The organism is uncultured Demequina sp., from assembly GCF_913055775.1.
Taxonomy (GTDB): domain Bacteria; phylum Actinomycetota; class Actinomycetes; order Actinomycetales; family Demequinaceae; genus Demequina.
Window position 1 is genome coordinate 1 of the sequence record NZ_CAJXJX010000073.1, and the last position, 14058, is coordinate 14058.

Annotated in this window: 15 protein-coding genes; 2 read left to right on the top strand and 13 right to left on the bottom strand. The window is 69.1% G+C overall.

What is annotated here, in order from left to right; translation table 11 throughout:
- The 6 genes from QZ483_RS08580 to QZ483_RS08605 form a co-directional block, all read right to left on the bottom strand.
- Nucleotides 1-430, bottom strand: a 430-nt coding sequence (locus QZ483_RS08580; RefSeq protein ID WP_297082955.1) for a phosphate ABC transporter ATP-binding protein, incomplete at its 3' end; no start/stop codon positions are given.
- Between the two features lie 18 nt (nucleotides 431-448).
- Nucleotides 449-1414, bottom strand: coding sequence for a phosphate ABC transporter permease PstA (gene pstA / locus QZ483_RS08585; protein WP_297082957.1), 966 nt, complete (start codon nucleotides 1412-1414; stop codon nucleotides 449-451).
- On the bottom strand, nucleotides 1414-2337 hold the full coding sequence (gene pstC / locus QZ483_RS08590) for a phosphate ABC transporter permease subunit PstC (protein WP_297082976.1): 924 nt from the start codon (nucleotides 2335-2337) through the stop codon (nucleotides 1414-1416). The genes pstA and pstC overlap by 1 nt, the downstream gene beginning before the upstream one ends.
- A gap of 164 nt (nucleotides 2338-2501) precedes the next feature.
- Nucleotides 2502-3584 (bottom strand): phosphate ABC transporter substrate-binding protein PstS, encoded by a 1083-nt coding sequence (locus QZ483_RS08595; protein ID WP_297082959.1) that lies wholly within the window; start codon nucleotides 3582-3584, stop codon nucleotides 2502-2504.
- 156 nt (nucleotides 3585-3740) lie between these two features.
- A complete protein-coding gene (locus tag QZ483_RS08600) occupies nucleotides 3741-4436 on the bottom strand; it encodes a response regulator transcription factor (protein WP_297082960.1) in 696 nt (231 codons plus the stop codon).
- Complete coding sequence (locus tag QZ483_RS08605; protein ID WP_297082962.1) at nucleotides 4433-5575, bottom strand: cell wall metabolism sensor histidine kinase WalK; 1143 nt, start codon at nucleotides 5573-5575, stop codon at nucleotides 4433-4435. The genes QZ483_RS08600 and QZ483_RS08605 overlap by 4 nt, the downstream gene beginning before the upstream one ends.
- Nucleotides 5576-5717: 142 nt before the next feature.
- Here QZ483_RS08605 and phoU point away from each other — a divergent pair, with 142 nt between their 5' ends.
- On the top strand, nucleotides 5718-6377 hold the full coding sequence (gene phoU, locus QZ483_RS08610) for a phosphate signaling complex protein PhoU (protein ID WP_297082964.1): 660 nt from the start codon (nucleotides 5718-5720) through the stop codon (nucleotides 6375-6377).
- 142 nt (nucleotides 6378-6519) lie between these two features.
- A complete protein-coding gene (locus QZ483_RS08615) occupies nucleotides 6520-7413 on the top strand; it encodes an SDR family oxidoreductase (protein ID WP_297082966.1) in 894 nt (297 codons plus the stop codon).
- An 85-nt stretch (nucleotides 7414-7498) separates the two neighbouring features.
- Here QZ483_RS08615 and QZ483_RS08620 read toward each other — a convergent pair whose 3' ends face one another.
- The 7 genes from QZ483_RS08620 to QZ483_RS08650 all read right to left on the bottom strand — a co-directional run.
- Nucleotides 7499-8242, bottom strand: coding sequence for a phosphoglyceromutase (locus tag QZ483_RS08620; RefSeq protein ID WP_297082968.1), 744 nt, complete (start codon nucleotides 8240-8242; stop codon nucleotides 7499-7501).
- Nucleotides 8243-8329: 87 nt separating this feature from the next.
- Nucleotides 8330-9403, bottom strand: coding sequence for a beta-propeller fold lactonase family protein (locus QZ483_RS08625; protein WP_297082970.1), 1074 nt, complete (start codon nucleotides 9401-9403; stop codon nucleotides 8330-8332).
- A 67-nt stretch (nucleotides 9404-9470) separates the two neighbouring features.
- The gene (locus QZ483_RS08630; RefSeq protein ID WP_367117096.1) at nucleotides 9471-9788 is read right to left on the bottom strand and encodes an Lsr2 family protein; all 318 of its coding nucleotides are present in this window, start codon (nucleotides 9786-9788) and stop codon (nucleotides 9471-9473) included.
- A gap of 117 nt (nucleotides 9789-9905) precedes the next feature.
- Entirely contained in the window at nucleotides 9906-10100 is a 195-nt protein-coding gene (locus QZ483_RS08635; RefSeq protein ID WP_297082972.1) for a hypothetical protein, read from the bottom strand.
- On the bottom strand, nucleotides 10100-11566 hold the full coding sequence (gene lysS / locus QZ483_RS08640; RefSeq protein ID WP_297082979.1) for a lysine--tRNA ligase: 1467 nt from the start codon (nucleotides 11564-11566) through the stop codon (nucleotides 10100-10102). The genes QZ483_RS08635 and lysS overlap by 1 nt, the downstream gene beginning before the upstream one ends.
- Before the next feature lie 298 nt (nucleotides 11567-11864).
- On the bottom strand, nucleotides 11865-12764 hold the full coding sequence (gene nadC, locus QZ483_RS08645; protein WP_297082980.1) for a carboxylating nicotinate-nucleotide diphosphorylase: 900 nt from the start codon (nucleotides 12762-12764) through the stop codon (nucleotides 11865-11867).
- Nucleotides 12765-13112: 348 nt separating this feature from the next.
- Nucleotides 13113-14058 (bottom strand): FAD-binding protein (locus tag QZ483_RS08650; RefSeq protein ID WP_297082974.1); only part of this gene is annotated, 946 nt, incomplete at its 5' end.

Consider the following 14058-nt stretch of genomic DNA (forward strand, 5'->3'; position numbering starts at 1 on the left):
CGAGGCGGTCCTTGACCTCTTCCCAGAGGTTGGCGCCGCGCAGGGACTCCTCGACCAGGTCGTCGGCGTCCGACTTCGAGATGCGCTTGTTGTTGAGCTTCATGCCGGCCAGCACGTTCTCCGCGATCGACATCGTGGGGAACGGGTTGGGCCGCTGGAAGACCATGCCCACGTGGCGACGGACGGTCACCGGGTCAACGTCGTCGCCGTAGAGGTTGACGCCGTCCATGAGGACCTCGCCCTCGACGCGCGCGCCGGGGATGACCTCGTGCATGCGGTTGAGCGTGCGCAGGAACGTGGACTTGCCGCAGCCCGACGGGCCGATGAAGGCCGTCACGGACTTGGGCTCGATCGCCAGGGAGACGTCCTCGACCGCCAGGAAGCTGGAGTAGTAGACGTTGAGGTTGTTGATGTCGATGCGCTTGGACACGGGTGCTCCGGTTCTGGCTTAGCGGCCGGTCTTGGGGGAGAAGTACTTGGCGATCAGGCGGGCGATGAGGTTCAGCGCCATGACGATGAGGATCAGCACCAGGGCTGCGGCCCAGGCGCGCATCTCCGTGATGTTGCCCACGCACGCGACGTCCGGGTTGTTGCAGGGCTGCACGCCCTTGCGCCACTCGGCGACGATGTACACCGGGAGGCTCATCATGCGCCCGTCGAACAGGTTGAGATTGAGGGAGTCGGCGACGCCCACGGCGATCAGCAGCGGGGCCGTCTCACCGATCACGCGCGCGATCGCGAGCGTCACGCCGGTCGAGATACCGGCGATCGCCGTGCGGACCACGACCTTCATGACCGTGAGCCACTTGGGCACGCCCAGCGCGTAGGAGGCCTCGCGCAACTCGTTGGGCACCAGGCGCAGCATCTCCTCGCTCGAGCGCACCACGACCGGGATCATCAGGACCGACAGCGCGACGGCGCCCACGATGCCGAGCTTGGTTCCGGGCCCGACGATGATCGCGAACACCGCGTAGGCGAACAGACCGGCGACGATCGACGGGATGCCCGTCATCACGTCGACGAAGAACGTCACCGAGCGCTTGAGCCAGCCGCGGCCGTACTCGACCAGGTAGATCGAGGTGAGCAGGCCGATCGGCACGGAGATGACCGTCGCGGCGAGCGTCATGAGGACCGTGCCCCAGATCGCGTGCAGGATGCCGCCCTCCGGCATGCCGCCGAAGATGTTCCTCATGGTCTGGTTCAGGAAGTCCAGATTGAAGTTGTTGTCGCCATTCGAGTCGACGAAGAAGCGGTCGAGGCCGCGGTCGATCACCGTGACCGACAGCCACACCAGGGGGACGACGGCGAGGGCGAAGGCCGCGTACACGACCACCGTCATCCAGTTGTTGACGAACTTGCGCCGGCCGGTGAGCTGCCCGAGCGGGCTGGCCTGAGACGCCGTGGTGTCAGTCATCAGTTGGCTCCCGAGAACTCAGAGCGGCGGGACACGACCCAGCGCGCCGCCATGTTGACCAGCAGGGTGATCACGAACAGTGCGAGGCCCATCGTGATGAGCGCGGAGACGCCGTCCGAGTTCGCCTCCGGGAACTGCAGCGCGATGTACGACGCGATCGTATTGTGCTGCGCGGACTGGAGGATGTACGGCGAGAACGTGAGCCCTGGCGACAAGATCATGTAGACGGCCATGGTCTCGCCCAGCGCGCGGCCCAGTCCCAGCATGGTCGCGCCGATCATGCCCGAGCGGCCGAACGGGAAGACGGCCATCTTGACCATCTCCCAGCGGGTCGCGCCCATCGCGAGCGCTGCTTCCTCGTGGAGAGTGGGCGTCTGGAGGAAGACCTCGCGGGTGACGGCGGTGATGATCGGGATGATCATGATCGCCAGGACGATGCCCGCAGACATCGCGACGCGGCCCGTGCCGGACACGGTGCCGTCGTCGCCGGCGGCGAACAGCGGGATCCAGCCCAGGTAGCGCTCGAGCACCTCGTAGAACGGCTGCAGGACCGGGATGACCACGATCGCGCCCCAGAGGCCGTAGACCACGGACGGGATCGCGGCGAGCAGGTCGATCAGGTAGCCGAGGCCCTGCGCCAGCTTGCGCGGCGCGTAGTGGGAGATGAACAGCGCGATCCCGACGGACAGCGGAGTCGCGATCAGCAGCGCGATCGCGGAGATCAGGATGGTGCCGTAGACGAGGAAGCCGATGGTCGCGATCAGGGTCTCGCCGGACTCGTCGCCCAGCCAGTGCACCTTGTCCGCGAGCTCGGCGGTCGATGCCGACATCGCCGGCCACGCCTCGATGAACAGGAAGGTCGCGACGGCCGCGAGGGTCACGAGGATCAGCGTCGCCGCTCCGGCCGAGAGGCCGCCGAACAGGTGGTTCGCGAAGGCCCCGGGGTGGGTCGAATACTCCTGGACGTCCGATTCCTCGGAGGACGTGTCCTGGGTGGTCGTCACGCGCTCTCTCCGTTGTTTGGTGAACACGACGGTGGTGGGTTCATCCTGTCGGACGAACCCACCACCGTGCTACTTCAGTGAGGTCAGCCCGCGGCGATTCCGTCGAGGATCTCGGTCACGCGAGCCGACAGGTCGGACGAGATGGGCGACGAGCCGGCGGCCGAGGCTGCCTGGTTCTGGCCGTCGGCCGACGCGACGTACTTGACGAACTCGGTCACGAGCGCGCGCTCCGTCTCGTCATCGTACTGCTGGCACACGATGGTGTAGGACACCAGGACCAGCGGGTACGCGCCCGCGGCGGTCGTGGTGCGGTCGAGCTCGAACGCGAGGTCGTTCTCACCGTTGGCGCCGGTCGACAGCGGCGAGGCGTCGACGACCGCGGCAGCGGCCTCAGCGGAGAACGGCACGTACTCCTCGCCCACCTTCAGGGCGACGGTGCCGAGCTCGCCGGCACGCGAGGCGTCGGCGTAGCCGATCGCGCCCACGTTGTCCTGGACGATCTGCACGAGGGCCGAGGTGCCCGGGCCGGACTCGCCGGCCGCACCCTGCCAGTCACCCGAGGTCTCGTCCGCAGGCCAGTTGCTCGAGGCCTTGACCAGGTAGTCCTGGAAGTTCTCGGTGGTGCCGGACTCGTCCGCGCGGTGCACGATGGTGATCGCGCTGCTGGGAAGGTCGACGCCCTCGTTCTGCGAGGCGATGGCCTCGTCGTCCCACGAGGTGATCTCGCCGTTGAACACGCCCGCGATGGTGTCCGCGTCCATGTTCAGCGAGTCGATGCCGTCGAGGTTGAAGATCACCGCGACCGGGGAGATGTACAGCGGCAGGTGGATCGCGCCGGAGTCGCCGTCGCAGGCCTCGACCGCGAGGCCGTACTCCTCCTCGTCCATGAGCGCGTCCGAGCCGGCGAACGACGTGGCGCCGTCGGTGAACTGGGTGCGGCCGCCGCCCGAACCGATCGGGTCGTAGTTGACGGTGACGTCAGCGTTGAGGCCCTGGAAGCCGGCACGCCAGGCCTCCATCATGGCGTCTTCGGTCTCCTCGGCCGAGGTCTCGGTGCCGGTCTCAGTCGACTCCGGCTCCTCCTCGTTCGACGGCGAGCAGGCCGCCAGGGCGAACGTCAGCGCAGCAGCCGAGAGGACGGCGCCGGTGCGAGTTGCGATCTTCACTGTGGAGATTCCTCACTTGAGTGGATGGTCACCCGGCGCTCTGCCGGATGCTCCCCAAAGTAGGGATCCGAGGTAACGACTCCCAGGGGCGAAACTGAACGCCGCGTGAACGTTCGGTGAACGCGCACGCGCTGGGCGTCTGCCGTTATCGAACCGTTACGCCTCGAACGTGTAGCCGACGCCACGCACGGTCTGGATGAGCTGCGGATCAGAGGGTTCCTCCTCGATCCTGCCCCGCAGGCGCTTGATGTGCACGTCGAGCGTCTTGGTGTCCCCGAAGTAGTCCGCTCCCCAGACGCGGTCGATGATCACCTGGCGCGGCAGCACACGGCCGGCGTTCTGCGCCAGGAGGTGCAGCAGGGCGAACTCCTTGGGCGGCAAGGACATGGGCTCGCCGTCGCGCGTCACGGTCAGCCGCTCGGGATCCAGGACGAGGCCCGCGACGCTCAGCCGCTCCGGTTCGTCAGGGATGCCGGTCGCGGCCTGCACCTGGCGTCGCAGGAGCCCGCGGATGCGCGCCACCAGCTCGCGGCCCGAGTAGGGCTTGGTCACGTAGTCGTCCGCACCGAGCTCGAGGCCGATGATCTTGTCGACCTGGTCGTCCTTGGCCGTCACCATGATCACGGGGACGTCGGAGCGCTCCCGAATGGCGCGGAACACGTCCTGGCCGGACATCCCCGGCAGCATCAGGTCCAGCAGGATCACGTCCGCGCCGTCGCGCTGGAACGCCTCCACGCCCTGCGGTCCCGTCGCCGCCAGCATCACCTCGAAGCCCTCCCGGGACAGCAGATACTTGAGGGAGTCGCGATACGACTCCTCGTCCTCGACGACGAGCACTCGCGCCTCTGTCATGACTCCTCCTGCGCGGCACCCGCCGCATCGGCCGTCTCTGCGTTGGTCTCGAGACGGATGGTGAAGGTCGAGCCCACCGAGGGCCGCGACCACAGATCGACGGTGCCAGAATGCTGCAGCACCACGTGCTTGACGATGGACAGGCCCAGTCCCGTGCCGCCGGTGTCGCGCGAGCGCGCGGGGTCGGTGCGGTAGAAGCGCTCGAAGATGCGCTCCTGGTCCTCGGGCGCGATCCCCAGGCCCTGATCGATGACCGAGAGGCGCGCGGTGTTCCCGTCGCGCGCGAGCGCGACCGCGACCCGAGTGCCGGGCTCGGAGTAGTTGATGGCGTTGTCCACGAGGTTGCGCAGCGCCATGACGAGCAGGTCGCGGTCGCCCATCACCGTCGGCGCCTCCGAGAGCTCGGTGACCACGGCGATGGTCTTCGCCTCGGCCGCGACCCGCACACCCTCGACGACCTCCGCGACCACGCTGGCGAGGTCCACCTCCTCGTACTCCATGACGGACTCGCCGCCCTGGAGCCGGGAGATCTCGATGATCTCCTGGATGAGCTTGGTGAGGCGGCGGGCCTCGCGCCGGATCTTCTTCGCGAAGTCGCGCACCATCTGCTCGTCGTCGGGATTGCCCTCGATGGTCTCCGCGAGCAGCGACAGCGCGCCCACCGGCGTCTTGAGCTCGTGCGAGACGTTGACCGCAAACTCCCGCCGCGTCGCCTCGGCCGCGCGCTGCTCGGTGTTGTCGTTCGCGACCGCGAGAGCCAGGGACTCGGTCAGGGGCGTCACCCGCACGTGCACGATCGACGCAGTGCCCAGCACTCCCCTGCTGATCTCGACGTCCTCCTCGACCGGCGCATCGGCCGCCCACGCCTTTCCTGCAAGATCCGCGACGCCGGCGTGGAGCTTGCCGTCCGCCCGGGCGACGCCGAGGGCGGTCGCCGCGGTGTTCGTGAACGCGCTGCGCCGGTCGCGGCGCACGATCACGGCGCCGGACTGCAGCACCGAGAGCACCTCTCGCGTGCGGTGCGGCACGAGGGTCGCACTCTCGACCGCGCGCTCGGTCCTGCGGCGGTGAGAGAGGGTGCCGATGCCGATGCCTACGACGAGCGCCACGACGGCCACCAGCCAGATCTCGGGGCTCATGTGGTCACGATAACGACAGGCCCGCGAGTTCACCGAATGTTCAGGCCAGACACCGGATGTTCACCACTCGCTACGGGTTGATGGGTGGCCGCGTCAGGGGTCGATGCCACACTAGGGGGGACGTACGACCGCTAGGAGAACCATGCGCACCCTGTTCACTGCAGAGATGTCCGAGCTCGCGGACGACCTCGTGACGATGAGCCGTCACGTCGAGTCGGCGATCACGCGGGCCTCAGAGGCGCTGCTGACCCAGAACGTCGAGCTCGCCCAGGCTGTCATCGCCGACGACGCCAAACTCGACGACCTCGAAGAGACGGTCGATGAGCGCTGCGTGCTCCTCATCGCGCAGCAGCAGCCCGTCGGCCTGGACCTCCGCTCCATCATCGCCTCGCTGCGCATCTCGGCCTCGCTCGAGCGCATGGGCGACCTGTCGCAGCACGTCGCGGAGGCCGCGCGACGTGCCTACCCCGGCTCGGCGATTCCGGCTGGGCACGAGGAGATCGTGGCCGGCATGGCGGAGGCCGCCAGGAAGGCCGCAGGCGAGGTGGTCGAGCTGCTCGAGACCCGCGACCTTAACGTCGCCGCCGGCATCGTGGCCGATGACGACACCCTCGACAAGCTCCACGGCGAGGCGTACAAGGCGCTGCTGGCCGACGGCTACTCGGGCACCGCGCAGGAGACGCTCGACATCTCGCTGCTGGCCCGCTACTTCGAGCGCTTCGGCGACCACGCCGTGGGCGTCTCACGCCGCATCGTCTATTTGGTCACGGGCGACCACACCGGCGACGAGGCACGCATCTAGCTCGCGCTTCTCAGGAGAGCCCCGGCCACGGCCGGGGCTTTTCTCTTGGAGGGCCGATGCGCGGGCAGCGTCGCGCATGTGTGGACAGTGACGCTTCGAAAACGTTATCGTCGGCTTCCGACAGCGACGTCAGGAGACCCGGATGCCCGATCAGCTCACATTCGACAACCCCGTCGAGCGCCACGCACACATCGTCCCGCACGCCTCGTGGCAGCCCCTCCCGGGCCTCGACGCGGAGCTCGACCCGAAGGCCGATCACGGCGAGACCACCTACCGCGGCACCGGCCGACTGCCGGGGCGTCGCGCGCTCATCACCGGCGGCGACTCGGGGATCGGCGCGGCGGTGGCCATCGCGTTCGCGCGCGAGGGCGCGGACGTCGCGCTCAGCTACCTGCCGGAGGAGCAGGTGGACGCCGAGACGATCGCGGCGGTCGTGCGCGCCGAGGGTCGCACCGCGCTGCTGCTGCCCGGGGACATCCGCGATCGGGACGTGTGCCGGCGGATCGTCGCGGACACCGTCGAGGGCTTGGGCGGGCTCGACATCCTCGTCAACAACGCCGCGCACCAGGTATATCACCAGAGCTTCGACGAACTCGACGAGGAGGACCTGGACCGCACCATCCAGACCAACCTCTACGCGATGAACTGGATCACGCGCGACGCGCTGCCGCACCTGGGCCCCGGCTCGACCATCATCAACTCGACGTCGGTGCAGGGCTACAACCCGTCGCCCATGATCATCAACTACGCGTCGACCAAGTTCGCGATCATCGGCTTCACCAAGGCGCTCGCGAATGACCTCGCGCCGCGCGGGATCCGGGTGAACGCGGTCGCACCGGGACCGGTCTGGACCCCGCTGCAGGTGAGCGACGGGCAGCCGGCGGAGAAGCTCGAGGGCTTCGGGGACAGTTCATGGCTGGGACGGACCAGCCAGCCGGTCGAGCAGGCGCCGGCCTACGTGTTCCTCGCTTCGCCGGAATCGAGCTTCGTGGTGGGCGAGGTCATCAACGTCAACGGCGGCGCCAACGTCCCGTAGGCAGCCCCGCACGTCGAAGGCCCCCTCCGAAACCCGGAGGGGGCCTTCTCAGCCGGCCACGCGATGAGAGGGTGACCGAGCGTCCTTACTTCTTGCCCTGATTGGCGACGGCCTGGATCGCGGCGGCTGCGGCGTCGGCGTCGAGGTAGGTGCCACCGGCCTTCACGGGCTGCAGCGTCTCCTCGTCCAGTTCGTAGACCAGCGGGATGCCGGTGGGCACGTTGACGCCCACGATGTCGTCGTCGGCGATGCCGTCGAGGTGCTTGATGATCGCGCGCAGCGAGTTGCCGTGCGCGGCGACCAGGACGGTCTTGCCGGCCTTGAGGTCGGGAACGATCTCGCCCTCCCAGTACGGCAGCGCACGCTCAAGCACGTCCTTGAGGCACTCGGTCTCGGGCACGGGCTCGCCCGCGTAGCGCGGGTCGCCGGCCTGGCCGTAGGGGTTGTCGGCACTGATGGGCGGCGGCGGCACGTCGTAGCTGCGACGCCAGGTCATGAACTGCTCCTCGCCGAACTGCTCAAGGGTCTCCGCCTTGTTCTTGCCCTGCAGGTCGCCGTAGTGGCGCTCGTTGAGGCGCCAGTGGCGCTTCACGGGGATCCAGTGGCGGTCAGCGGCGTCGAGCGCGAGGTTCGCGGTCATGATGGCGCGGCGCAGGAGCGACGTGTGGAGCACGTCGGGCAGGATGCCCTCCTCCTTGAGCAGCTCGCCACCGCGGATGGCCTCGCCCCAGCCCTTCTCATTGAGCTCGACGTCCACCCAGCCGGTGAACAGGTTCTTCGAGTTCCAGTCGCTCTCGCCGTGGCGGAGCAGGATCAGTGTGTAGGTCATGGATTCAGCGTAGCGCCGATGCGCTGACCCGGTCAGGGGTCCGAGGTCCCTGGTGACGACGCCCGCGGAATCCTCGCCTGGCGTGGGTCAGCGCGGCAGCGCGCACGCCGGGCTGGGCAGGGGGGCCGATGCGTGGGGCACCGTGGCGACGTAGCCCACCTCCGGCTCGGGCGGCAGTGCCAGCACATCGGCGAGCGCGTAGGTGCGCACCTCGTGGCCGCGCTCCGCCCCCACGTGGAGCCGGTCGTGGGCGACCGCGAAGTGGCGCGGCCAGTGGCCCGCATCCATGCTCGTGCGGTAGCGCGCCACCCCCTCGGGGGAGAGGTCGAACAGCGCAATGACGTCTGCGCCGCGCACCCCCGCGAGCAGCACGTCGCCCGCGGGACCCTCGACGAGCGCCACGTGCGAGTTCTGGTTGCCGGCCTCGCCGGTGCGGTTGACCGCCGTGGTGGTGGGCACCTCGTCGATGACCTCGGCGGTGCCGGAGGACGCATCCCAGCGCAGGGTGCGCAGCTGCTGGTCGAGCTCGCAGGTGACGTACAGCAGGTCGCCGCGGACCGCGAAGTGCCGGGGGCCGGCACCTCCGGGCACCGTGACGGCGACGCCGTGATCCTCGAGCAGGCCGTGCTCCACGACCGCGTAGCGACGGAGCTCGTCCGTGCCCAGGTCGCACACCAGGACATGATGACCGCCGGGCCCGAACCCGGCGAAGTGGGCGTGCGGCGCCTCCTGGCGATCCGTCCGCGGACCCGACCCCTCGTGTCCGAGCAGCTGATCGGGCGCGTCGCCGAGCGGGAGACCGTCCTCCCCCAGACTCACGACGGCGAGGTCGCCGCTCATGTAGTGGCTCGCATACAAGGTGCGGGCGTCAGGGGCGAGCAGCAGGTGGCAGCCCGAGGCTCCGCCGGTGGGCACGGTGGCGACCACTCGCGGCGCGTCTGGCTCGGCGACGTCGATCACGTGCACCTGGGTCTCGTCGGCCTCGGAGATCGCGTAGATCAGGGGCAGGTCGGGATGCGCGACCAGGAAGGAGGGCGCCTCCACCTCCACGGCGAGGCCGGCATCGTCCGGCGTCTGTCGCCACAGGCCCTCCCCGAGTCCCGTCGGGGTGCCCAGTCCGGCCTCGGGGTAGGTGCCCCACCACACTGTCTGCTCGGTCATCGGGCCATCCTCTCGAAGATGCGGCCGGCCCCGCTCCCGGGAAGGAAGCGGGGCCGGACGGGTGAACTCAGTTGGCAGCGGCGTACGCGTCGCGAATCTCTGTCGAGATGCGGCCTCGCTCCGAGATGTCGTAGCCGTTGGCCTTCGCCCACGACCGGACCTTCGCGGAATCCGCGCGCCGCGCTCGGCCTGCACCGCGCTTGGCGGCCGAGACCTTGCGGGCCTTCGACGTCCAAGCGCTGAGTTCCTCACGGAACTTGGCCGCATTCTCTGCGGACAGGTCGATCTCGTAGGAAGCATTGTCGACCGAGAAGCTCACGGTCTCCGCGGCCTCTCCGCCATCAAGATCGTCAACGAGGACGACTTGAACCTTCTGTGCCATCATGCGCCCTTTCTCAAGCGGTATTGCTAGATTCACACGAAAGGGAGCCTTCGTCAATTAACGGCCCGAGGAATGACCGGAATGCGGTTCGGAAACGCCGCAATTATCGGTCGCGGCGCGCTAGGCGTCGTCCGCGTCCCGCGCCGCGGCGGCGGCGCGCTTGGCATCCTCCGCGTCCTGCTCGGCCTCGGCCGCGGCGAGCGCCGCGCGCTCGTTGCGGTCCGCGCGCACCACCGACCGCATCGCGAGCCAGAACAGCCATGCGACCCCGATGCTCGGGATCAGGCCGACCGCAACCGCCTGCCACGTCTCCATCAGTCCTCCGTGGGCTTCACGAGCGGGAACGTGATGGTCTCGCGGATGCCGAGCCCGGTCAGCGCCATCAGCAGGCGGTCCATGCCCATGCCCATGCCGCCCGCCGGGGGCATCGCGTACTCCATGGCGGTGAGGAAGTCCTCGTCGAGCGCCATCGCCTCGTCGTCGCCCTGGGCCGCCATGCGCGCCTGCTGCTCGAAGCGCTCGCGCTGGATGACCGGGTCGACCAGCTCCGAGTACGCGGTCGCGAGCTCGAAGCCCCGCACGTACAGGTCCCACTTCTCGACGATCCCCTCCTGCGAACGGTGATCGCGCGTGAGGGGGCTGGTCTCGACCGGGAAGTCGCGCACGAAGGTGGGAGCGGTGAGCGTGTCGCCCACGTGGTGCTCCCACAGCTCCTCGACCAGCTTGCCGTGGTTGATGCGCTTGGGGTCCACCGAGATCTCGAAGCGGTCGCACAGCTGCTCGAGGTGCTCCACCGAGGTAGCAGGGGTGATCTCCTCGCCGAGAGCCTCGGACAGCGATCCGTACATGGTGAGCGCGGTCCACTCGCCGGAAAGGTCGTACTCCTCGCCCCCGGCGAGCGTCACGACCTCGGTGCCGAACACGTCGCGCGCGGCGCCCTGGATCAGGTCGCGCGTCAGGGACGCCATCGTGTCGTAGTCGCCATACGCCTCGTAGGTCTCCAGCATCGAGAACTCCGGCGAATGGGAGGAATCCGAGCCCTCGTTGCGGAAATTGCGGTTGATCTCGAAAACCTTGTCGATGCCGCCGACCACGGCCCGCTTGAGGAAAAGTTCGGGCGCGATGCGCAGATAGAGATCGATGTCGAACGCATTCATGTGCGTCAGGAATGGGCGCGCGGCGGCCCCGCCATGCTGGGTCTGCAGCATGGGAGTCTCAATTTCGAGAAAACCCCGGGAATGAAGGGATTCGCGCAGACTGCGCATCACCCGGGCGCGATGGCGCACGGTGTCCCGCGCGAGCGGCCGCGCAATCAGGTCCACGTAGCGCTGACGCACGCGGGTGTCCTCGGCGAGGTCCTTGTGCAGCACAGGCAGCGGGCGCAGCGCCTTGGCGGCGATGGCCCAGTCGTCAGCGAACACGGACGTCTCGCCGCGACGCGACTTGATGACCCGGCCGTGAGCGAACAGGTGGTCGCCCAGGTCCACGTCGGCCTTGAAGTCGGCGAGCGACTCCTCACCCACCTCGGCGAGGCTCAGCATCAGCTGCAGGCGCTCGCCCGCGCCGTCCTGGATGGTCGCGAAGCACAGCTTGCCGGTGTTGCGCACGAACACCACTCGCCCAGCGACCCCCACGAGGTCCTGGGTCTCCTCGCCGGCCTCGAGCGCATCGTCGTACTGTGCGCGGATGTCCGCGATCTCGTGCGTCCGCGGCACCGAGACCGGGTACGCCTGACCTCCGTCGGCGATGATGCGGTCGCGCTTGGCGCGGCGCACGCGCATCTGCTCGGGGACGTCGATCTCGGTATCAGGGGCTTCAGTCACGCCCTCTAGGGTACCGGCGCTGATCCGGGACTCCGCGTCGCTACCGGTTGTGCACACGGCTGGGGCCCATGGTGCGGACGTGCCGGGTGGTGATGCACTCGAGCCACACCCTTCTCAGTCGTCACCGGTGTGTGCAGAACCGGTGGAACCGCACTGTCGCGGCGCGAGTGGGTTCGCACTGTCGCGGCGCGAGTGGGTTCACACTGTCGCGGCGCGAGTGGGTTCACACTGTCGGCGGCGCGACGCCCGGGACCCGTCAGCGCACGTCGAGCGCGAGGTCGACGATCGAACTCGAGTGCGTCAGTGCGCCCACGCTCAGGTAGTCGACGCCGGTCTCGGCCACCGCGCTCGCCGTGTCCAGCGTCAGACCGCCGGTCGCCTCCAGGCGTACCCGCCCCACCGACGGCTCCAGGGCCCGCACCAGCTCGACCACGGCACGCATCGCGTCGGGACTCATGTTGTCGAGCATGAGGAAGCGCGCCCCCGCGTCGATCGCCTCGCGCACCTGGTCCTCGGACTCCACCTCGACCTGCACCGGCACCTCGGGGAAACGAGCGGCGATCGCGCGGATCGCCTCCGCCACCGAGCCCGCCGCAGCGATGTGGTTGTCCTTGACCATCGCGCAGTCGTACAGGCCAATGCGCTTGTTCACCCCACCGCCAGCGCGCACCGCGTACTTCTCGAGCTCGCGCAGCCCGGGGGAGGTCTTGCGCGTGTCCAGCACCTGCGCTCCCGTGCCCTCGAGCGCATCGGCCCACCGGCGCGTGTGGGTCGCGATTCCCGAGGCTCGCGACAGGAAGTTGAGCATCGTGCGCTCGGCGACGAGGAGGACGTGACCGTCGCCGGAGAGCTCGGCGACCGTCGCGCCAGCGTCCAGGCGGTCGCCGTCCGTAGCGCGCAGCTCGATCACGGGGACCGGGACGCCCCAGCGCTCAGCGACCTGACCCAGCGTCTCCGCGATCACGGGGATCCCCGCGATGACCCCCGGCTCGCGCATGACGATCGCCGCGGAGATCGGCACGCCGGCGGGGATGGTGGCCTGGGTCGTGACGTCGCGCCCAGGCGCGCCGCCGAGGTCCTCATCGAGCGCCTCCGCGACGCTCGACGCGAGCCAGGATGCTCGCAGCGGCCGGTCCTGAGGCAGATCTTCGGGCATGGTCACGGCTGACAAGCCTAGTCGCCGCCCGTGCTCTGGCACGCAAGCATCGGCCTCCGGAGCGCCCGCGGCTGCACGTTTCCTCCACATCGGGGATGACGCAACGGCGTGACATATGTCACACTAGGGGCCGGATGGCGTTCGCGCAGATCCCGGCTCCGGTCAGCGGATCGCGCGTTCCAACCGGGGGGAACGGACAGCCCTAGAGGGGGCTGAAAAGCTGGGGGGTTGACGCGAGGTGACGGCCAGTCGTGGTGAAGAACCGCGGCGGCCGTCACCCCGTGGTTAATCCCGAGGACGCGTGACCGGCGCCCGCCCCTGACTCCACGCCCCGCCAGGCGACCGCCCCTAGCCCAGCTCGAGCGGCGCCTTGACGAGCCGCAGCTCGCCGTCGGGATCGAGAGCCGAGGCCAACCGCACACCCCAGCGCGCATCGTCCCTGTCCGGGAAGTCCTCCCGCAGGTGACCACCGCGCGTCTCCTCGCGCTCGAGCGCCGCCGCCGCCAGCACTGACGCCGAGGCGAGCACGTTCGACGTCTCCCACTCCGCGGTCTGCGGCACGGCCGGCGACGAATCGTGCGTGTGGAAGCGCTCGCGCAGGGCCGCGAGCCGGTCGACCGCTCGGGCGAGGCTCTCGCCGGTTCGCACAGGGCCCGCGCCGCGGTGGGTGACGGACTGGATCTGCTGCCGCGTCGTCGCTGGCACGAGGGCGTTCGGACCGGGCCGGGGGGCGGGTTCCAGCTGGCGGACGGTCCCGTCCGCGACGGCCGATGCGGCATCTGCTGCCGCACGCGACGCGAACACGAGCCCCTCGAGCAGGGAATTCGAGGCGAGCCGGTTCGCGCCGTGTACCCCGGTGCAGGCCGCCTCTCCCACCGCGTACAGGCCCTGGAGCGTCGACCTGCCGCGCAGATCCGTGAGGATCCCGCCCGAGTGGTAGTGCTGGGCGGGCGCGACCGGGATGAGGTCCTTCGCCATGTCGAGTCCGCGCTCGGCGAGCCGTTCCCAGATGGTCGGGAATCGCTCGCGCAGGAAGTCCTTGCCCAGGTGACGGCAGTCGAGGAACACGCTGTCGGAGTCCTCCTCGTCCATCATCGCGACGATCCCCTTCGAGACCACGTCGCGCGGCGCCAGCTCGGCCAGCTCGTGCCGGCCGACCATGAAGCGCTCGCCCGTGCCGTTGAGCAGGTAGGCGCCCTCTCCGCGCACCGCCTCGGAGATCAGCGGCTGCTGCCCCCGGGCCGCGGACCCCTGCCACAGCACCGTCGGGTGGAACTGCACGAACTCGATGTCC

Bases quoted from the DNA above. Each gene is read 5' to 3' on its own strand.
- QZ483_RS08600 (WP_297082960.1), bottom strand. From the start codon at position 4,436: ATGACAGAGGCGCGAGTGCTCGTCGTCGAGGACGAGGAGTCGTATCGC.
- QZ483_RS08620 (WP_297082968.1), bottom strand. From the start codon at position 8,242: ATGACCTACACACTGATCCTGCTCCGCCACGGCGAGAGCGACTGGAAC.
- QZ483_RS08605 (WP_297082962.1), bottom strand. From the start codon at position 5,575: ATGAGCCCCGAGATCTGGCTGGTGGCCGTCGTGGCGCTCGTCGTAGGC.
- QZ483_RS08625 (WP_297082970.1), bottom strand. From the start codon at position 9,403: ATGACCGAGCAGACAGTGTGGTGGGGCACCTACCCCGAGGCCGGACTG.
- lysS (WP_297082979.1), bottom strand. From the start codon at position 11,566: ATGCGCGTGCGCCGCGCCAAGCGCGACCGCATCATCGCCGACGGAGGT.
- phoU (WP_297082964.1), top strand. From the start codon at position 5,718: ATGCGCACCCTGTTCACTGCAGAGATGTCCGAGCTCGCGGACGACCTC.
- pstA (WP_297082957.1), bottom strand. From the start codon at position 1,414: ATGACTGACACCACGGCGTCTCAGGCCAGCCCGCTCGGGCAGCTCACC.
- QZ483_RS08635 (WP_297082972.1), bottom strand. From the start codon at position 10,100: ATGGAGACGTGGCAGGCGGTTGCGGTCGGCCTGATCCCGAGCATCGGG.
- QZ483_RS08630 (WP_367117096.1), bottom strand. From the start codon at position 9,788: ATGATGGCACAGAAGGTTCAAGTCGTCCTCGTTGACGATCTTGATGGC.
- nadC (WP_297082980.1), bottom strand. From the start codon at position 12,764: ATGCCCGAAGATCTGCCTCAGGACCGGCCGCTGCGAGCATCCTGGCTC.
- QZ483_RS08615 (WP_297082966.1), top strand. From the start codon at position 6,520: ATGCCCGATCAGCTCACATTCGACAACCCCGTCGAGCGCCACGCACAC.